Raw genomic sequence first — 16,716 nt, forward strand, 5'->3', positions numbered from 1 at the left:
CGCCCGCGTTGTCCTCTTAATGTCCACACAGACTCATGATTGATATCGGCCTTACCAAGCTGGCCTTGATCGGCGTGGTCGCGCTGGTCGTGATCGGCCCCGAGCGCCTGCCCAAGGTGGCGCGCATGGCCGGCACCCTGTTCGGCCGCGCCCAGCGCTACATCAACGACGTCAAGTCCGAAGTCAGCCGCGAGATGGAACTCGACGAGCTGCGCAAGATGCACAAGGATGTGCAGGACGCCGCCAGCGACGTCAGCAACAGCATTCATAAAAGCATGTCCGATACGGAAGCGTCGATCAATGACGCCTGGAACGGCGGCGACGATTCCTCCGTGTCCGACAGCAGCAGTGCCGGCAGCAGCTGGACCCGCACGCCCGACCCCTCCCTGCATGCGATCAAGGCCAAGGCTTTCCGCCGCAAGAAGCTCTCGCGCACCACCGGCGTGCCGTCCTGGTACAAGCACCAGAGCGGCCACAAGACCCGCGTGATCTCGGCCTCGGCCCGCGTGGCCAAGTATCGCCGTCCGGTCGGGGTGGGCAAGTCGGCAGGTTTCTTCTAATTTGGCGCAGCGCGTCTCACTTCATCAGAATGCTCCGAATCCATGGCTGAAGAAAACACCCAAGCCGAAGACACCTTCATCTCGCACCTGATCGAATTGCGCAGCCGTATCGTCAAGGCGGCTGCGGTGGTGCTGGTAGTGTTCCTCTGCCTGATGCCGTTTGCGGCCCATATCTTCGACGTGCTGGCCGCGCCGATGATCCATGCGCTGCCCGCCGGCAGCAAGATGATCGCCACCGGCGTGATCACTCCCTTCCTGATCCCCATCAAGGTCACCATGCTGGTGGCCGTGCTGATCTCGCTGCCTTGGGTGCTGTACCAGCTGTGGGCTTTCGTCGCGCCTGGCCTGTATGCGCACGAGAAGCGCCTGATCGCGCCGCTGGTGATCTCGTCCTCGCTGCTGTTCGTGGCGGGTGTGGCGTTCTGCTACTTCTTCGTCTTTGGCGTGGTCTTCCCGTTCATCAACAATTTCGCGCCCAAGTCAGTCTCGGTGGCACCGGACATCGACAGCTACGTCGACTTCGTGCTGACCATGTTCGTGGCTTTCGGCGTGACCTTCGAGGTTCCGGTGATCGTGATCGTCCTGGTTCGCATGGGCCTGGTGCCGCTGGCCAAGTTGAAGCAGATCCGTCCCTACGTGATCGTCGGTGCCTTCATCGTTGCCGCCGTGGTCACGCCGCCGGACGTGATGAGCCAGCTGATGCTGGCCGTGCCGCTGGTGTTGCTCTACGAGGTGGGCCTGCTGGTGGCACCGATCTTCGAGCGTGCCACGCGTGCGCCGGAGGCGGAACCTGGCAGTTCCGTGCCCACCGAATAAGCCTGGCAATTCACCAAAAACAAAGCCCGCTCGATGATGAGCGGGCTTTGTCGTTTCTGGCTTCAGGAGAAGGAGCTGGATAAACCGTTCACTCTTCGATAGTCACCAGCGGAATCTCGCGCAGCCATTGCACCAGCGGATAGGCATCCTTGAAGCCTTCCAGTACCTGCTTCCCGAGGTCGGCCGGAATCTTCTTGCGGATGTCCTCTTCGGTCCAGACGATGAAACTCTTGAGCTTCACGTATTCGATGTTTGGGGTGTCCGGATCGAAGCCCTTGGGCGGGCGCTGCAGTTTTCCTTCTTCCTGCAGGTCGCCATATGTCGCAACAAGCTTCTTGTTCTTGCGCATCTTGGTGAAGCCTGCTGCATCCTCCACCACGCGGTTGCGGATGGCGCGCAGGCGCGGCGTCGGTGGCAGGTATTCACCACCGGCAATGAGCAGTTGTCCCGCTTCATTGATGTGGAAGTAGTAGGCCGGACCGCCGCCCTGGCTGGGCTTCTTGAGCCCGCTGGCCGTGATGGCGGCCGAGAAGTGCGTCTTGTACGGGCGCTTGTCATGGGAGAAGCGCATGTCACGGTTGATGCGGAACAGCGCCTTCTTCGGATTGCAGCCGGCAATGGCCGGATCGAACTTGCTGATCTCGGCGATGAGCTTGATGGTCAGCGCCAGGAATTCCTCGCGCAGGATGTCATAGCGCGGCTTGTTCATGACGAACCAGGCGCGGTTGTTGTTTTCGGACAGTTCCCCGAGGAACTGGATCAGGTCACGCACGTGCATGGATCAGATTCTCCTGGCTCATTCTTCGTCGGCATCATCGTTTTTGGGCGGCGGCGGACGCTTGCCCACGGTGATGTTCAGCTTGGTTTCCTGCGCCTTGCGCAGCACCGTCATGGCGATCTGCTGGCCCGGCGTCAATTGCGCGATGACGTTGAGCATCTCGGTGGTATCGGCCACCGGCTTGTCGTCGATGCTCACCAGAATGTCGCCCGGACGCATGCCCGCGCGGTCAGCCGGACCGCCCTTGAGCACGCCGGCGATGATGGCGCCGGTCTTCTTGCCCAGGCCGAAGCTTTCGGCCAGTTCCGGCGTGATGTCCTGCGGTTCCACCCCGATCCAGCCGCGCACCACCTGGCCATGGCTGATGATGGCTTCCATCACGGTCTTGGCGGTGGACATCGGGATCGCAAAGCCGATCCCCAGGTTGCCGCCGGTGCGCGAATAGATGGCCGTGTTGATGCCCAGCAGGTTGCCGTTGGTATCGACCAGCGCACCGCCCGAGTTGCCGGGATTGATGGCGGCATCGGTCTGGATGAAGTTCTCGAAGGTATTGATGCCCAGGTGGTTGCGGCCCAGTGCTGAGACAATGCCCATGGTCACCGTCTGGCCCACGCCGAAGGGATTGCCGATGGCCAGCACGACGTCACCTACCGAGCTGTTTTCCGGATGGCCCAGGGTGATGGCGGGCAGGTTGGGCAGGTCGATCTTGATGACGGCGAGGTCGGTCTCGGGGTCGATGCCGACCACCTTGGCGCTGGCCTTGCGGCCGTCGGCCAGGGCCACTTCGATCTTGTCGGCGGCTTCCACCACGTGGTTGTTGGTGAGGATATAGCCTTGCGGGCTGACGATCACGCCCGAACCCAGGCTGGATTGCTTGTCATCCTGCTGCTGTTCGTCGAACTGGTCGCCGAAGAACTTGCGGAAGAACGGATCGTTCTGGAAGGGGCTCTTCTGCGGGCGCGCTTCGGTCGTGGTGAAGATATTGACCACCGAGGGCATTGCCTGGCGCGCGGCGTGGCGATAGGAGTCCAGGGCGGGCGCGGCGGGTGTGGCTTCCTGCATCTGGATGGTGGACTGGGCAGGGCGTGCACGCGAAGTGAAGGATCCGGACAGCCAGTCCGGCTTCAAGGTCGCTACAATGAACCACACCGCCAGACCCACTGTCACGGTCTGGGCAAACAACAGCCATAAACGTCGCATAAAAGAATTTTTGGTATTTGGATTGAAAATCTGATCGGATGAGGAAGAGATGACCCGCCACATTAGCAGAAACGAGTTCGCAGTCTATCTGGGGCAGACGCTTAACGCGGCGCAATATCGCGATTATTGCCCAAACGGCTTGCAGGTGGAAGGGCGCGCCACCATTGGGCGCGTGGTCAGCGGCGTCACGGCCAGCCTGGCCCTGATCGAGGCGGCAGTGGAATGGCAGGCCGATGCCATCCTGGTTCATCACGGTTACTTCTGGCGCGGTGAAGACATGCGCGTGATCGGGCAGAAGCAGCGGCGCCTGAAGCTGCTGCTGGGGCATGACATCAATCTGTTCGGCTATCACTTGCCGCTGGATTCGCATCCGGAGCTGGGCAACAACGCGCAACTGGCCAAACGACTCGACTTTGACGCCACTGGCCGCTTCGGCGAGAACGACATCGGCTGGATCGGACGTTGCCATGCGCCCTCCGTCAAGACCGCCGCCGACCTGGCGATGCTGATCGAAAAACGCCTGGGACGCATGCCCTTGCTCATCGGCGATCCGCAGCAGGCCATCGGGCAGGTCGCCTGGTGTACCGGTGCAGCGCAGGGCATGCTGGGCGAGGCCATCGAAGCAGGAGCCACGGCCTACATCAGCGGCGAGATTTCAGAACCGACCGTGCATCTGGCGCGCGAGAGCGGCACCGTCTATCTCGCCGCCGGCCATCACGCCACCGAGCGCTATGGCATCCAGGCGCTGGGGGAACATGTGGCCAGGCACTTCGGCATCGAGCATCGCTTCATCGATATCGACAATCCCGTGTGAGAGGGGCTGCGATACTTGTCGCTTCACTTACCGTGTCAGGTAAGTGAAGCTTTTTGGGGCAGGGCAGGCGTCAGCCTTGCTTCTTGAGCGAATCGCGGATTTCACGCAGCAACAGCACGTCTTCCGGCGTTGGTGCCGGCGCGGCCGGTGCGGCTTCTTCATGCTTGGAAGCCAGGTCGCGCGCCTTGTTGATGGCACGCACCATCTGGAAGATGATGAAGGCCAGGATCAGGAAGTTGATGAAGATGGTCAGGAAGTTACCGTAGGCGAAGACTGCTCCGGCCTTCTTGGCTTCGGCCAGCGGCAGGCCATAGGCTTGACCGTTCAGGGGAAGGTAGTAGTTGGCGAAATCCAGGCCGCCGAAGATCTTGCCGACGAGCGGCATGATGATATCCTCGACCAGAGAACTGACGATCTTGCCGAAGGCCCCGCCGATGATGACACCGACGGCCAGGTCGACCACGTTTCCCTTGATCGCGAAGGCGCGAAAATCCTTGAGCATGCTCATCCCTGGTTTCTCCTTTGAAAGTTGCTGTTTAAACATGAGGCGGGCTTACAACGCGTTATATCCTGCCCGCCAGCAAAAGTAAATCGGACAAGCACTGACGCCGCACTGCAAAAAAACTGAGAACGAGAGCAGATTGACAAGGGGTTGCGCTGCGTCAAATGTTCATTTTCGCAAGCCTGTACCATACCGGCCGTTAGCTACAAAACCCTATTCAGCTTATATATAATCGAAAAGTTGCATGAGGGTCACTTAGAAGGTCCACGCTAACTTACATTTGGAGATTGGGGTCTTTATGACTGACGAGAATCAGGTCGACGCAAGTCGACGAGGTTTGCTTGTTGCGACTTGTGCGGCCGGAGGTGTAGCGGGTTTGGCCACCGCTGGAGCATTCGTCTCCACCCTGCAACCTTCAGAACGCGCCAAGGCAGCAGGCGCACCGGTGGAAGTGGATATTTCTTCACTGGCTCCCGGTGAAATGCGCACCGTTGAGTGGCGCGGCAAGCCGGTCTGGATTCTCAAGCGCACCCCCGAGATGATCGAGTCCCTCAAGAAGACCGATGGCGAGGTGGCCGATCCCAACTCCAAGCGCACCGATTTCTCCGAAACGCCCGACTATGCGCTCAATGAGTGGCGTTCGCTGCGCAAGGACATCCTGGTCGTGGTCGGCATCTGCCCGCACCTCGGCTGCTCCCCGAGTTCCCGCTTCCAGAGCGGCCCGCAGCCTTCGCTGCCGGACGACTGGCATGGCGGCTTCCTGTGCCCCTGCCACGGTTCGACCTTCGACCTGGCCGGCCGCGTGTACAAGAACAAGCCGGCGCCGGACAACCTGCAAGTCCCGCGCTACATGTTTGAAGGCGACAACAAGCTCGTCATCGGCAAGGACGAGAAAGGGGAGGCCTGATCATGGGAGCATTTCACGAAAAGAAGCTGCCGGATGATGCACCGGTAGCAGCCAAGGCCCTGAACTGGGTCGATTCGCGCTTTCCGCTGACGGCCACCTGGAAAGCCCACCTCTCCGAATACTACGCCCCGAAGAACTTCAACTTCTGGTACATCTTCGGCTCGCTGGCACTGCTGGTGCTGGTGATCCAGATCGTCACCGGCATCTTCCTGGTGATGCATTACAAGCCGGACGCCAACCTGGCCTTCGCCTCGGTCGAATACATCATGCGTGATGTGCCCTGGGGCTGGCTGGTGCGCTATATGCACTCCACCGGCGCTTCGGCCTTCTTCATCGTCGTTTATCTTCACATGGTGCGGGGCCTGCTCTACGGCTCCTACCGCAAGCCGCGCGAACTGGTGTGGCTGTTCGGGGTGGGGATTTTCCTCTGCCTGATGGGTGAAGCTTTCTTCGGTTACCTGCTGCCCTGGGGGCAGATGTCCTATTGGGGCGCACAGGTGATCGTGAACCTTTTCGGCGCCATCCCCTTCATCGGCCCGGACCTGTCGCTGCTCATTCGCGGCGACTATGTCGTTTCCGACGCCACGCTGAACCGCTTCTTCTCCTTCCACGTGATCGCCATTCCGCTGGTGCTCATCGGACTGGTGGCTGCGCACATCATCGCGCTGCACGAAGTGGGTTCCAACAACCCGGATGGCGTGGAAATCAAGGAAAAGACCGACGAACGTGGCGTACCGCTGGATGGGGTTCCTTTCCATCCGTATTACACGGTGCATGACATCTTCGGTGTCTCGATCTTCCTGCTGGTGTTCTCGGCCGTGGTGTTCTTCGCGCCGGAAATGGGCGGCTACTTCCTGGAGTACAACAACTTCATCCCGGCCGATTCGCTCAAGACCCCGCCGCACATCGCACCGGTCTGGTACTTCACGCCGTTCTACTCGATCCTGCGTGCGACCACAGCGGACTTCATGGGCTGGCTCATCGCCGGGGTGGCGTGCTACGTCGCCCTGCTGGTGTTCAGGTCGCGCCTGACGGCCAAGCTGAAGATCGTGGCCATTGTGATCGGCCTGGCCATCATCGCCGGCATGCTGGTGTTTGATGCCAAGTTCTGGGGCGTGGTCCTGATGGGCCTGTCGGTGGTGATCCTGGGCGGCCTGCCGTGGCTCGATCATTCGCAGGTCAAGTCCATCCGCTATCGTCCCAGCTGGCACAAGTATGTGTACCTAATCTTTGCCATCGCCTTCGTCATCCTTGGCTACCTCGGCGTGCAACCGCCGACGGCCATCGGCACCACCGTCTCGCAGGTGTGCAGCTTCATTTACCTCGGCTTCTTCCTGCTGATGCCGTGGTGGAGTGCTGCCGGTACCTTCAAGCCGGTGCCCGAGCGCGTCGTCTACCATCCGCACTAAGCCAGCCGCCAAAGGACAAGAACATGACATTGCTCAAGAAAGTGATTGCCGCGCTGGCCTTGCTGCCGGCGCTGGCCTGCGCCAACGAAGGGGGCTTCCCTCTGGATCATGCCCCGGACCGTACCAAGGATGTTTCCTCGTTGCAAAACGGGGCCAAGCTGTTCGTCAACTATTGCCTGAACTGCCACTCGGCCTCGGCCATGCGTTACAACCGGCTGCGCGACATCGGCCTGACCGAAGACCAGATCAAGAACAACCTCTTGTTCAGTGGGGAAAAGGTCGGCGACCTGATGAAGATCTCGATGTCGCCGCAGGACGCCAAGGCCTGGTTTGGCGCAACGCCGCCGGACCTGTCGGTGATCGCCCGGGCCAAGGCCTCGGAGGCGGGCAGCGGTCCGGACTGGATTTATACCTACCTGCGCAGTTATTATACGGACGACAGCCGCCCCACCGGCTGGAACAACATGCTTTTCCCCAACGTCGGCATGCCGCACGTGTTGTGGGAATTGCAAGGTATCCGCAAGGCCAAGTTCGTGGAAGAGAAGGATCCTCACGACGCGAACAAGACCATCCACAAGTTTGCCGGCTTCGAGCAAGTCAAGCCGGGCAAGATGAGCGCGGCGGAGTATGACAACAATGTCGCCGATCTCGTTGCCTATTTGCAATGGATGGGCGAGCCGGCGCAGAATACGCGCAAGCGGCTGGGTGTCTGGGTACTGTTGTTCCTGGGAATCTTCTCGGTATTGGCGTGGCGTTTGAACGCGTCCTATTGGAAGAACATCAAGTAAAAACGTACAATCACGTATCCGCGCAGTTTTTGCGGAATTGCGTATCGGGGTGAGCGTTATGCGTCTCGCCCCCCTTTTGTTTTTAGGGCTCTGAAAAAATGATGGTTCTCTACTCGGGCACGACCTGCCCATTTTCGCAACGTTGCCGCCTTGTCCTGTTCGAAAAGGGCATGGATTTCGAGATCCGCGACGTTGACCTCTTCAACAAGCCGGAAGACATTTCGGTCATGAACCCGTATGGGCAGGTGCCGATTCTGGTTGAACGCGACCTGGTCCTGTATGAATCGAACATCATCAATGAATACATCGATGAGCGCTTCCCGCATCCGCAGCTGATGCCGGCTGACCCGCTGATGCGTGCGCGTGCGCGCCTGATGCTGTTCAACTTCGAGAAGGAACTGTTCGTTCACGTGCACACCCTGGAAAATGAAAAGTCCAAGGCTGCCGAGAAGAACCAGGAAAAGGCCCGCCACGAGATCCGTGACCGCCTGACCCAACTGGCACCGCTGTTCCTGAAGAACAAGTACATGCTGGGCGACGAGTTCTCCATGCTGGACGTGGCCCTGGCCCCGTTGCTGTGGCGTCTGGATCACTATGGCATCGAGCTCTCCAAGACAGCGGCACCGCTGATGAAGTATGCCGAGCGCATCTTCTCGCGTCCTGCCTACATCGAAGCACTGACCCCGTCCGAAAAGGTCATGCGCCGTTAAGCTGTTCCGGCTGCACTGCCGCCCTGGGCGGCGGTGCAGTTTACAGAAGTTCATATTGCTTTCCACCCCGGCCTTGCCGGCAGATGCGGTTTTTACCGTCGCATCGCAGACCACACCAGTCATGCCAGAAGTCTCCACCAAGCCTTATCTGCTGCGCGCCATCTATGAGTGGTGCACCGACAATGGCTACACGCCGCACATTGCCGTGGTCGTCGACAGCAGCACCCGCGTGCCGATGCAATTCGTCAAGAATGGCGAAATCGTCCTCAACATCAGCTTCGAGGCCACCAGCGGCTTGAAGATGGAGAACGACAACATTCACTTCAGCGCCCGCTTTGGTGGTGTTTCGCGCGACATCCTGATCCCTGTGGAAAACGTGATCGCCATCTACGCGCGCGAAAACGGCCAGGGCATGGCGTTTGAAGCGCCTGCGCCGGCCACGGCCGACGAGGCGCAGCAGGCGGCTCCTGAGCAGGAGAGCAGTGCTCCTGTGCTGTCCTCGGTACCTGTTTCCGAACCCGAAAAGAAGCCGGCTGAAAGCAGCGACAAGGGCGATGATGATCCGGAACCACCGAAAAAGGGTGGCCGTCCTGTACTGACACGCATCAAGTAGGCTATAATCGCCGGCTGAAGTTTTTGCTGGCTTAGCTCATCTGGTAGAGCACCTGACTTGTAATCAGGGGGTGGCGGGTTCAAGTCCTGCAGCCAGCACCAATACCGAAGCGGCTCACAGCAATGTGAGCCGCTTTTCTTTGCTCCGCAATTCTGGCTTTGCTCCGCAATTTTTGTACTTACGCGATGTTGCTTTAAATCATTCGTTTTTCAGCAAGTTCCCCATTCATCGTAAAAGCACTGATTGGAGGCGAAAAAAAAAGAGGCCACAGCCTCTTTTTTGCCGTTACCGGCAACGTTCATTCAGGGTAGCTGTGAGCCCCGACTATCTGGACAACTTGCTCCTTGCTCAATGCTATAGCTCTTCCTTGCATTTGCCACGCTGTGAGCATGCGCTGATACATTCCAATAGTCTGCGAGTGTGAATTCAGGCCTTCTGTGCGAATCGTCTCAACAAAGCGACCGTTGCGGAAGAGGGCATCGGCAAAGGACAGATGCTCAGTCTCATTGTTGCCATCAAAGCCACTGTACCGAACGTCTTGAGGATCGATGCCGCTTTTATCAGCCAGATTTTCAAAGCTGCGGCTCAAAGCTCTGAACATGGCCAGCACGTCCAAAACGAACTCGTGCTCTTCGAAAACAGGCGACAGTTGGCTCTCAAGCTGGTTTTCATAAATCCCTTTATGGCCCTCATTTAAATTTCTCGAAAGCTCTGCATACCGTGCAGCGTTGGAACCCTTATTAAGCGCGGCGAGAATCTCGTACTGATTGGCCAAAAACAGGCGATCTTTGTCTGACAATTCAATACTCATTGGCTACCCCTCCATAGATAAGTTGAACAGCAATCTTACGAGACATTCCCATCTCGCAGTAATCTCATCTGCGGACAAACGACTGGAATAAAAGGGCCGGAAAGATTTATTTAGTTGGCGTAACTTTTTGACCTCGGCGCTTGCGCACGTAATTCTCGGTCATTACTACGCTCGTATGGCCGAGTTGCTGCTGTGCTTCGCGAATGTCCTTGGTCTTGTCCGTTTTATCGGTAGCAGCCTTCGCACGCAGGTCGCGGAACTGGAAGTCATCCCCCTCAATGCCAGCAGCACTACGCGCGGCCTCGAAGCGAAAGCGCAACGCTGCCCGGCCCAGCGGCTGACCTTCTTCATTGACAAGTAACCGTGTTGAGACCACGACACCGGATATGCCGCGCTTTCTTGCCTTGATGCGCTCGATCAGCGCCCCGAGCTTTCCTTCGATAGCAATGCGCAGCTTGTGCCCGGTCTTGTTCTGCCGCACTTCGATGCTGCCTTCACGTAGGTGCGTTTCATCGATCTTCAGCAGGTCCGCCGGCCGCCCGCCGGTGAGATATGCCAGGTCCATTGCCTCACGCGTCGGAACGTCCGCTTTGCCCCACACGGCATGGAAGGCGTCGTCGTAGACATAGGTTTCACGGCCATACTCGCGGAACGACTTGATACCGGCGCATGGGTTCGGAAGGTCGGTCAGCCCCTCGGCCCGCGCTGCATTCCAGATGTGCGAAATGAGCGACTTCTCACGATTGGCCGCTACTCGACCTTCGTTGCCTTCCACCGGCTCACCCTTCTTGCGCAATGCATCTTGCGTTCGCTGGACGCGCCATGACAAAAACTGTTTGATGTGGATGGGCTTGATTTCTTCAAGCGGTGCCGGCGGATTATCGAAGAATGCAAGCAGTGTCTCAATCTGCCGCAATTTCTCTTCCCTCGTTTTCGGTGCATTCTCGATCAAGTATTTTTTCTGATAAACCTCGCACGCATAACGGAACGTCACTACCTTGGACACAGTGGAAGGCGGCATCGCCTCCAGTTCGGCCCACTTCCGCACGGCCTCGACATAGTTAGAGCCGAGCGGAATCTCACGACGAGGCTTGCCGCCGGCATCGTAGTAGTAGTAAATCACGCCACTGCGCTGCTCACGCGCACGCACGCCGCGTGGAAGATTCGAATTTTTCGACGGCCTGCGCCCCATGTCATGCCCCAATCACTGCTGGTTTCCATCCTTTTTTCGGTGCCTCTGCCGTGCGGCGCGATTCTATCGCCGACAGCAGCACCACCGGCCGGCCGCGCGCATTCGAGATAAACGGAATCCCGATTTCGCGCAGGAATGACGCCTGCATCTCATACTTGGTCCGCTTGACGCCGGCGCGGGTAGAGCCGCGCCGAATGCCTGTGAGTCGATCCAAGCTCTCATCATCAAGAAACAAAGCAGTCATGACTGTGGTTCCCTCATCCCCGTTTCAACACCCAGATTGCAGCTGTAGTCGCCCAAGCAAAGACGTCTCGTTTCGCGATTAGCGGCATTGCGGCGTAGATTTCCCGCATCATCGCAAGTGAGGATGTCCACCAGCGGCACTCCCCGGAATTGCCCCGCCAACTCATTGTCCAGTTCCACCCATGCGAATTTCTGGCCATTGCCCAGGTGCTGACGAATGACCGACACATAGCCTGCCAGCACGTCGTCATCGGGTGTGTTGAACGTAATGCGGTCCAAGGCCTGCGGTGGCAGCATGACGAAATCACGCTGTTTCGCCTGCTTGGCGAAATACTTGGCGGCGTAGCCTTCGGCGCGGTAAGACACGGCGGGATTGGTGGTTGTGGTTGCGTTCACTTCTGGTTCTCCTGAATGGCCGTAACAGAGCACACGCCAAAGCGATCGACGGCGGCGGCGATCACGTCGCAGCTATGCGCTGCGATGGCGGTGTAGGAATGGCGTGCGCTGGCAGTGCGCACGACGACACGAAACGCGGTCATGGGGCGTTCCCTTTCGTTGGGTTGGTATCAATCGGAAGTTCGGTCACATCAAGCCGGCCGGCGCGCCAGTCAGCCACCTGGCGCGGAGTGGCACGACGCGGGGACTTGTCCGGAATCGGCACCACGCGCGGCCAGGGACACGCCTTGATGACATCCCAGGCGGCCAGGGCCCGGCGCTGTTCGTCGGCCGTCATGGCTGGCGCTGGCCATGTCGGCATGTCATCCACTACCGGCCGGGGCCAGGGACATGCGCCCAGGGCGAGCCACGCATGATCTATCTGCGCGGCCTGGTCGGGCTTGAACATGACCGGCGCGGGTGATGCCTTCGGCTCGAAGGACACATCGGCCGCAAAGTCAGGCCCAGCGGACTGCGTACAGTTATTTACACGAGTCCAAGGGAACCCCGAACCCGCCGATGTGCGGGCGTCGTGCCCTTGAACTGGCGTCCATGTATGCCGAACGGATTTAAAGACCACCCCGGCCATCTGGCGGCATTGCACGCCATAGGGCATGACACGTTTGCACTCTTCATAGCGGCCGGACACAGTCTTGGTTTCTTTCGCAAGCGTGACCATGAGATCGTCGCGCTTCACCAGCGCGCCGCCCTGCGCACGCAGATAATTTGCCCAGCACGCACGCTTCTCACCCTCGACCTTTTGTACGGCATCCCATGCGGCGGCCATGGCCGGAGGAGCGTGTTTGACCATGTCTGCCGGCACGCGGCGCAGCTCGCGCCAGACGCTCACCGGTGCGCCACCCCATTGCTGGAACTGGCGAATACCCCAGCGGGCGGCCCAAGCTTCCACACGCGCCGAGGGCGTCAGCTCACGATCCCCTGCCATATCAGTGGTGATGAGGTAGCCTTCTTTGGTCTTGTGGTCGGCGACGCCATCAATATTCTTCGCCACGTACTTAGCGATATAGCCAGCAGCACTGCCTTTTTTCCAATCAATGCGTTTCACGTCAAGCCGGCGCTTGAATGCCCCCGGTTCGCCACGATCCACGCGCCAGGCGTATCTCTTCATGACGCGGATAGCGCGGCTGGCCACGTCCTTGACGTGGGGCGTGGTGTAGTCCGGCAAGGCGCGCACGAACACCAGCATGTGCCAGTGCGGGCTGCCATCGTGATGCGGCTCAGCGATACGGAAGCCATACAGACCGATGCCGCGACGAGCCAGCGCCGAGCGCGCCAACGCAGTCATCTTTCCCAGATACTTATTGGCTGTGCGCGGGTCCGAGCCGTCATACTTGGGATTCGGCTTGCCCGTATGCAGCGTCGCATGGAAGCGCGATGGGCACGACCATGTGAGGAACAGGCCCTGATCGTTGCACTCTTTCGCAATTACCTCGAAACCATTGATACGCAGCATGAGTTCGCCGCGACGAATAGTCTTGTTCGCGGTCGTCTTCTCGGCCAGCTCAGCAATACTGAATTCCTGGCCAGCCTCATTGCGCACAATGGTCGCCTCCAGCGCGGCTGCATTTCTCCGGTTCTGTGCCAGGCGAGAGAGTACGGCGTCATTACTGGCATAGGGCTCGCCGTGATAGTGCACATAGCCCAGGCGGATATTGCCGCCTTCGAAGGCGCGGCCAACCACTTTGCGCAGTTGCCTGCGCCACCAGCGCGGATCCACCACACGCGCGATGATGGCGCGCAGGTCATCATCGTCGACTTCCGGCATATCAATGCCGTAGTCGCTGCACTCTTGTTCGATGAGGTCCCGTGCGTGGGTATCTGAAATCGCTTTCCACAAGACCTTTTTGACATTCTCGGCGGCTTTCTCGGCCGTGGCGCAAATATCGGCATCATCCTGCGACAGATCTACTCCGGCCGGTACGTACTGCTCAGCGAACTCTCGGACGAACTGAACGGCGATCGGCTCAAAAATCTTGTTCCAGTGCCATACCGACATCAGTTCTAGCGCCTGGCTCACGACACGTCCACGCCACTTCAGCGGAATACGTGCCAGCTCTCCGGCAAACTGCTGCGACTCGACGAAAGCCCGATGGCGACGGCGTGTCTTCGCGTCAACTGTTCTAGACTGCATTGAGGGCTCTTTCATACGTCGTAATGGCACGCAGTACCGCATGGCGCATGGCCAGGCGTTCCGCTTCAGTGAAGGAGTGAATAGGGCATTCCCAGCGATCCGCCGAGAATCCCGCCAGGGCCAGGATGTGTCGACGCACTGGCTTGGGCATCGCCGCCCAGGAATAGGCGATCCCGGTTTGGAGATTGGGCCGCCGCCGGTTGCGCAGCAGCGAAATGGATTTACTTAGCTCGGCCTTGGCAGCTTCATTACCCGGAGGCGTGGGCACCCATGCCGCGCGCTCGCGCAGCAGGTCCGTTGCCGGACGGAATGACGCATGGTCCTTAATTCGTGCACCGCGCATCATTACCCTCTCACCAGCCCGAGAGCCGCCAGAAGAGATGGCGCAAGCAACAACAGAGCAGCGATGCCATGAGCAATCACAGTGCGCATTACCATGTCCCCATCAGACCGCCGAGACGCTGCAGACGCTGGCCAAGGCGATGTTCAATGGCAGATTTCCCCTGCCAGATCACATTCCACTGCAGTTCGTCTTGCAGTACCGCCTTGCGCAGCAGCATGCGCTGGGCGCATTGAAATTCTTTGATGTCGTCGCCCATGCGAAGCCGCAGCGAGGCGAGCGCAAGCGTTGTCTGTTGCTGATCGAGAGCCATGTGAGGTTTCTTTAGGGTGAGCGAATCCCGCGTGCGCCAAACGGCGCACGACAGGTCTTAGTCAATTTGGGGTTCAGCGACCGGCTAGGCGGTCAGCAGCAAGTCAGGCAGTACCTGTTCCTTGGGGTGCGAGGTACGCACGGGGCGAGATGGGAAGGCTCACCTCGGGATTGGGCATGGCCGACAGGGAAACGGTACGAGAAATCTCCAGCGTGGCCACGAAGGTATGGCCACAATCGACGTTCTGGCATCGATAGGTGATTTCCTTCATCAGCGTGGACATGGTCCGGCTTTTGGCTGCACGCACTGGGCTTTGGCAATGTGGGCATGGAAGGCTGATTACTCTCATATTTTTTTGATTTTTCTCTTCTTCAGCTACTGGGCTTAAGTGCAATGCAACTGATCCCAGCGGGAAAGATTCGTCGACGCACGGATTCGACTCACGATTTCCGCGCAATGGAGGTTTAATCACTTTATTATGTGGAGTATTATTAGCTTAAACACTACCACAGACCTCAATATAGTATCTATTAAGATTCATGTCAAACAAAAAAGTAATTGATTTAACCTCCTTTGGAGCTCGACTACGCGAGGAGCGTCTACGCTTGGGTTTTAATCAAACTGATTTTGCAGAGATCGGCGGCGTCCAAAAAGATGGACAGGTGAAATACGAAGCTGGCAAACGAGAGCCTGGAATTGGCTACATTGCATTGTTAGCACAAGCTGGAGTAGATGTCGGCTTTTTGATAAGTGGCTTGGTTTCCACTGCCGCAACCGATGACGAGATGGAACTTCTTTTCTATTACCGTCAACTGGATACAAAGTCAAAGTCAAGCGTGCTTGGGCTTGCTGATAGCTTGCGTCCTATGACCAAAGAAGTTGAGGTTGATTTCTCCAGCACTGAAATCGAACTCATTAAAGAGCTCGCGGAAAAGGCAGGGGTCTCTGTAGAGGTTATGTTACGGCGTATGTTGCTGCAAGGTGCCTACGAGCTTGCTGAAATTCCGCCACAACATCGCCAAAAAGAAGAAGTTGATATCAACGAAGCTTTGCGGAAAAAAAGCCAAAAAGAAGGGAAAATTTCAAAGGAGTAAGAAAGCAACGTTTAGCCTGGCCGTAGTAGTCCCTTGCTGGCTACATTGTTTACCCATCCACGTCCTGGCTCTGCATGCGGCTACCCACCGTCACCCCAAAGCCCACCCCATCACCCCGCTCTTGGTCTCCTGACGGAAGTTGCGCTACGTGCTGCTATCGGTCGCGGCCAAGATGTTCACGTTATTACCCGCGACCACCGCTGTACCTTGGGTAGACACCACATCGCTACCCGACACGCCCGCATTGAAGAGCAATCCATCCGTGCCAAACGAAACGCCCACCGACCCCGACATCCCCTTGTTCGTGCTGTGTTGTTCCGTCGTGCTCTGAGCGGCGAGAAGCCTGACCTCATTGTCAGCCTTGAGTGTGGCGTTAACGCCAGCCTTGATATCGCTGCCTTGGATAACGATATTGCTGTCAGTTCCGCCACCCGTGGCGGTGATATTGACGTTGCCGCCTGCCGCAACTTCTGCAGCATGTAGTCCGAAGACAGCCAGGTCCGATAGCTGGTGAAGCGCGGATCGCTTTGCACCAGGTAGCCCATGGCCGAGTTGGTGTTGATCGAGAACAGGCTGTTGTTGTGAAGACGGATCGCACCGCCTCCGCCAATGGTCAGCGCCACGCCCGGCACGCGTACGCCATTGCTCATGCTGGCGTTGTTCAGGCACCCCACCTGGGTGCCGCTGCCGGGCGCGGCGGTGTTCTCCCGATAGACCGTGGGCGTCAGGCTGATCGCCTGCACGATCTGGCCCGGATAGTAGGCTGCGGGCGATTTCCCGAATTGAGATGCGGTCTCTGATGTACCAGCGTCGAATAATTCCAAGTAGGGCCACGTCTATCACTCCGTTCTCCTGCTCGCTGTCATGAGCAGGATTGTGGTCTAAACATGGGGCAACTTTGGATGCAAATTACCTGCGAAAGTGGGGCAGCTTTCAATGCAAATCAACACTCTGACTGTTGGATATCTTCCAAGACAATCTTCATACGCATACCTACCGAGGCTTTGACCGTCTGCCGACTGTGGCCACCAAAAATTGT

22 protein-coding genes and 1 tRNA gene are annotated in these 16,716 nt (G+C 58.3%); 10 read left to right on the forward strand and 13 right to left on the reverse strand.

Annotated features, from left to right (window positions below; all coding sequences use genetic code 11):
• The first annotated feature begins 35 nt into the window (after nucleotides 1-35).
• Both tatB and tatC read left to right on the forward strand, forming a co-directional pair.
• A complete protein-coding gene (tatB, locus tag JOD78_RS24970) occupies nucleotides 36-560 on the forward strand; it encodes a Sec-independent protein translocase protein TatB (protein ID WP_134136891.1) in 525 nt (174 codons plus the stop codon).
• A 42-nt stretch (nucleotides 561-602) separates the two neighbouring features.
• Nucleotides 603-1,376, forward strand: coding sequence for a twin-arginine translocase subunit TatC (gene tatC, locus JOD78_RS24975; protein WP_121040411.1), 774 nt, complete (start codon nucleotides 603-605; stop codon nucleotides 1,374-1,376).
• 88 nt (nucleotides 1,377-1,464) lie between these two features.
• Here tatC and JOD78_RS24980 read toward each other — a convergent pair whose 3' ends face one another.
• Both JOD78_RS24980 and JOD78_RS24985 read right to left on the reverse strand, forming a co-directional pair.
• Entirely contained in the window at nucleotides 1,465-2,154 is a 690-nt protein-coding gene (locus tag JOD78_RS24980) for a DUF2461 domain-containing protein (RefSeq protein ID WP_121040409.1), read from the reverse strand.
• 18 nt (nucleotides 2,155-2,172) lie between these two features.
• The gene (locus JOD78_RS24985; protein ID WP_034330798.1) at nucleotides 2,173-3,354 is read right to left on the reverse strand and encodes a Do family serine endopeptidase; all 1,182 of its coding nucleotides are present in this window, start codon (nucleotides 3,352-3,354) and stop codon (nucleotides 2,173-2,175) included.
• A gap of 49 nt (nucleotides 3,355-3,403) precedes the next feature.
• On the opposite strand from JOD78_RS24985, the gene JOD78_RS24990 reads away from it, so the two are divergent.
• Nucleotides 3,404-4,168, forward strand: coding sequence for a Nif3-like dinuclear metal center hexameric protein (locus tag JOD78_RS24990; RefSeq protein WP_121040407.1), 765 nt, complete (start codon nucleotides 3,404-3,406; stop codon nucleotides 4,166-4,168).
• Nucleotides 4,169-4,238: 70 nt separating this feature from the next.
• Here the strand turns inward: JOD78_RS24990 and mscL are convergent, their stop codons facing one another.
• A complete protein-coding gene (gene mscL, locus JOD78_RS24995; RefSeq protein WP_039783869.1) occupies nucleotides 4,239-4,676 on the reverse strand; it encodes a large conductance mechanosensitive channel protein MscL in 438 nt (145 codons plus the stop codon).
• Between the two features lie 292 nt (nucleotides 4,677-4,968).
• On the opposite strand from mscL, the gene petA reads away from it, so the two are divergent.
• The 6 genes from petA to JOD78_RS25025 all read left to right on the forward strand — a co-directional run bounded on the left by petA (nucleotide 4,969) and on the right by JOD78_RS25025 (nucleotide 9,198).
• Nucleotides 4,969-5,577: a ubiquinol-cytochrome c reductase iron-sulfur subunit gene (petA, locus tag JOD78_RS25000; protein WP_034330802.1), complete on the forward strand. Its 609-nt coding sequence runs from the start codon at nucleotides 4,969-4,971 to the stop codon at nucleotides 5,575-5,577.
• A 2-nt stretch (nucleotides 5,578-5,579) separates the two neighbouring features.
• Entirely contained in the window at nucleotides 5,580-6,986 is a 1,407-nt protein-coding gene (locus tag JOD78_RS25005; RefSeq protein WP_121040402.1) for a cytochrome bc complex cytochrome b subunit, read from the forward strand.
• 23 nt (nucleotides 6,987-7,009) lie between these two features.
• On the forward strand, nucleotides 7,010-7,774 hold the full coding sequence (locus JOD78_RS25010) for a cytochrome c1 (protein ID WP_034330805.1): 765 nt from the start codon (nucleotides 7,010-7,012) through the stop codon (nucleotides 7,772-7,774).
• 98 nt (nucleotides 7,775-7,872) lie between these two features.
• Nucleotides 7,873-8,484, forward strand: a complete 612-nt coding sequence (locus JOD78_RS25015; protein WP_017453790.1) for a glutathione S-transferase N-terminal domain-containing protein — start codon at nucleotides 7,873-7,875, stop codon at nucleotides 8,482-8,484.
• 121 nt (nucleotides 8,485-8,605) lie between these two features.
• On the forward strand, nucleotides 8,606-9,097 hold the full coding sequence (locus JOD78_RS25020; protein WP_121040400.1) for a ClpXP protease specificity-enhancing factor: 492 nt from the start codon (nucleotides 8,606-8,608) through the stop codon (nucleotides 9,095-9,097).
• 25 nt (nucleotides 9,098-9,122) lie between these two features.
• Nucleotides 9,123-9,198, forward strand: a tRNA-Thr gene (locus tag JOD78_RS25025).
• A 197-nt stretch (nucleotides 9,199-9,395) separates the two neighbouring features.
• On the opposite strand, the gene JOD78_RS25030 is transcribed toward JOD78_RS25025, so the two are convergent.
• The 9 genes from JOD78_RS25030 to JOD78_RS25070 all read right to left on the reverse strand — a co-directional run bounded on the left by JOD78_RS25030 (nucleotide 9,396) and on the right by JOD78_RS25070 (nucleotide 14,932).
• A complete protein-coding gene (locus JOD78_RS25030; RefSeq protein ID WP_209569320.1) occupies nucleotides 9,396-9,908 on the reverse strand; it encodes a YfbU family protein in 513 nt (170 codons plus the stop codon).
• Between the two features lie 106 nt (nucleotides 9,909-10,014).
• Entirely contained in the window at nucleotides 10,015-11,031 is a 1,017-nt protein-coding gene (locus JOD78_RS25035) for a tyrosine-type recombinase/integrase (RefSeq protein WP_348534283.1), read from the reverse strand.
• A 70-nt stretch (nucleotides 11,032-11,101) separates the two neighbouring features.
• Nucleotides 11,102-11,344: a DUF4224 domain-containing protein gene (locus JOD78_RS25040; RefSeq protein ID WP_209569318.1), complete on the reverse strand. Its 243-nt coding sequence runs from the start codon at nucleotides 11,342-11,344 to the stop codon at nucleotides 11,102-11,104.
• The gene (locus JOD78_RS25045) at nucleotides 11,341-11,739 is read right to left on the reverse strand and encodes a hypothetical protein (protein WP_348534284.1); all 399 of its coding nucleotides are present in this window, start codon (nucleotides 11,737-11,739) and stop codon (nucleotides 11,341-11,343) included. The genes JOD78_RS25040 and JOD78_RS25045 overlap by 4 nt, the downstream gene beginning before the upstream one ends.
• On the reverse strand, nucleotides 11,736-11,882 hold the full coding sequence (locus tag JOD78_RS25050) for a hypothetical protein (protein ID WP_008331387.1): 147 nt from the start codon (nucleotides 11,880-11,882) through the stop codon (nucleotides 11,736-11,738). Before JOD78_RS25050 ends, JOD78_RS25045 begins: the two co-directional genes overlap by 4 nt.
• Nucleotides 11,879-13,930 (reverse strand): replication endonuclease, encoded by a 2,052-nt coding sequence (locus tag JOD78_RS25055; protein WP_209569316.1) that lies wholly within the window; start codon nucleotides 13,928-13,930, stop codon nucleotides 11,879-11,881. The genes JOD78_RS25050 and JOD78_RS25055 overlap by 4 nt, the downstream gene beginning before the upstream one ends.
• Nucleotides 13,920-14,276, reverse strand: coding sequence for a hypothetical protein (locus JOD78_RS25060; protein ID WP_245202284.1), 357 nt, complete (start codon nucleotides 14,274-14,276; stop codon nucleotides 13,920-13,922). Before JOD78_RS25060 ends, JOD78_RS25055 begins: the two co-directional genes overlap by 11 nt.
• A gap of 85 nt (nucleotides 14,277-14,361) precedes the next feature.
• Nucleotides 14,362-14,583, reverse strand: a complete 222-nt coding sequence (locus tag JOD78_RS25065) for a hypothetical protein (protein WP_209569314.1) — start codon at nucleotides 14,581-14,583, stop codon at nucleotides 14,362-14,364.
• A gap of 103 nt (nucleotides 14,584-14,686) precedes the next feature.
• Nucleotides 14,687-14,932, reverse strand: coding sequence for an ogr/Delta-like zinc finger family protein (locus JOD78_RS25070; protein WP_006465440.1), 246 nt, complete (start codon nucleotides 14,930-14,932; stop codon nucleotides 14,687-14,689).
• Nucleotides 14,933-15,122: 190 nt separating this feature from the next.
• Here JOD78_RS25070 and JOD78_RS25075 point away from each other — a divergent pair, with 190 nt between their 5' ends.
• Nucleotides 15,123-15,677 (forward strand): helix-turn-helix transcriptional regulator, encoded by a 555-nt coding sequence (locus JOD78_RS25075; protein ID WP_209569312.1) that lies wholly within the window; start codon nucleotides 15,123-15,125, stop codon nucleotides 15,675-15,677.
• Nucleotides 15,678-15,853: 176 nt separating this feature from the next.
• On the opposite strand, the gene JOD78_RS25080 is transcribed toward JOD78_RS25075, so the two are convergent.
• Entirely contained in the window at nucleotides 15,854-16,501 is a 648-nt protein-coding gene (locus tag JOD78_RS25080) for a hypothetical protein (RefSeq protein WP_245202285.1), read from the reverse strand.
• Nucleotides 16,502-16,716 lie beyond the last annotated feature (215 nt).

Origin of the sequence: Herbaspirillum sp. 1130, from assembly GCF_017833835.1 — a bacterium.
Classification (GTDB): domain Bacteria; phylum Pseudomonadota; class Gammaproteobacteria; order Burkholderiales; family Burkholderiaceae_D; genus Herbaspirillum; species Herbaspirillum huttiense.

What these genes read in the sequence shown, in the direction of transcription:
- JOD78_RS24990 (WP_121040407.1), top strand. Translation starts at nt 3,404, where the DNA reads ATGACCCGCCACATTAGCAGAAACGAGTTCGCAGTCTATCTGGGGCAG.
- JOD78_RS25015 (WP_017453790.1), top strand. Translation starts at nt 7,873, where the DNA reads ATGATGGTTCTCTACTCGGGCACGACCTGCCCATTTTCGCAACGTTGC.
- JOD78_RS25070 (WP_006465440.1), bottom strand. Translation starts at nt 14,932, where the DNA reads ATGAGAGTAATCAGCCTTCCATGCCCACATTGCCAAAGCCCAGTGCGT.
- JOD78_RS24980 (WP_121040409.1), bottom strand. Translation starts at nt 2,154, where the DNA reads ATGCACGTGCGTGACCTGATCCAGTTCCTCGGGGAACTGTCCGAAAAC.
- mscL (WP_039783869.1), bottom strand. Translation starts at nt 4,676, where the DNA reads ATGAGCATGCTCAAGGATTTTCGCGCCTTCGCGATCAAGGGAAACGTG.
- JOD78_RS24985 (WP_034330798.1), bottom strand. Translation starts at nt 3,354, where the DNA reads ATGCGACGTTTATGGCTGTTGTTTGCCCAGACCGTGACAGTGGGTCTG.
- JOD78_RS25030 (WP_209569320.1), bottom strand. Translation starts at nt 9,908, where the DNA reads ATGAGTATTGAATTGTCAGACAAAGATCGCCTGTTTTTGGCCAATCAG.
- JOD78_RS25040 (WP_209569318.1), bottom strand. Translation starts at nt 11,344, where the DNA reads ATGACTGCTTTGTTTCTTGATGATGAGAGCTTGGATCGACTCACAGGC.
- JOD78_RS25065 (WP_209569314.1), bottom strand. Translation starts at nt 14,583, where the DNA reads ATGGCTCTCGATCAGCAACAGACAACGCTTGCGCTCGCCTCGCTGCGG.
- petA (WP_034330802.1), top strand. Translation starts at nt 4,969, where the DNA reads ATGACTGACGAGAATCAGGTCGACGCAAGTCGACGAGGTTTGCTTGTT.
- JOD78_RS25055 (WP_209569316.1), bottom strand. Translation starts at nt 13,930, where the DNA reads ATGCAGTCTAGAACAGTTGACGCGAAGACACGCCGTCGCCATCGGGCT.
- JOD78_RS25050 (WP_008331387.1), bottom strand. Translation starts at nt 11,882, where the DNA reads ATGACCGCGTTTCGTGTCGTCGTGCGCACTGCCAGCGCACGCCATTCC.
- JOD78_RS25020 (WP_121040400.1), top strand. Translation starts at nt 8,606, where the DNA reads ATGCCAGAAGTCTCCACCAAGCCTTATCTGCTGCGCGCCATCTATGAG.
- tatB (WP_134136891.1), top strand. Translation starts at nt 36, where the DNA reads ATGATTGATATCGGCCTTACCAAGCTGGCCTTGATCGGCGTGGTCGCG.
- JOD78_RS25060 (WP_245202284.1), bottom strand. Translation starts at nt 14,276, where the DNA reads ATGATGCGCGGTGCACGAATTAAGGACCATGCGTCATTCCGTCCGGCA.
- JOD78_RS25005 (WP_121040402.1), top strand. Translation starts at nt 5,580, where the DNA reads ATGGGAGCATTTCACGAAAAGAAGCTGCCGGATGATGCACCGGTAGCA.
- JOD78_RS25010 (WP_034330805.1), top strand. Translation starts at nt 7,010, where the DNA reads ATGACATTGCTCAAGAAAGTGATTGCCGCGCTGGCCTTGCTGCCGGCG.
- JOD78_RS25075 (WP_209569312.1), top strand. Translation starts at nt 15,123, where the DNA reads ATGTCAAACAAAAAAGTAATTGATTTAACCTCCTTTGGAGCTCGACTA.
- tatC (WP_121040411.1), top strand. Translation starts at nt 603, where the DNA reads ATGGCTGAAGAAAACACCCAAGCCGAAGACACCTTCATCTCGCACCTG.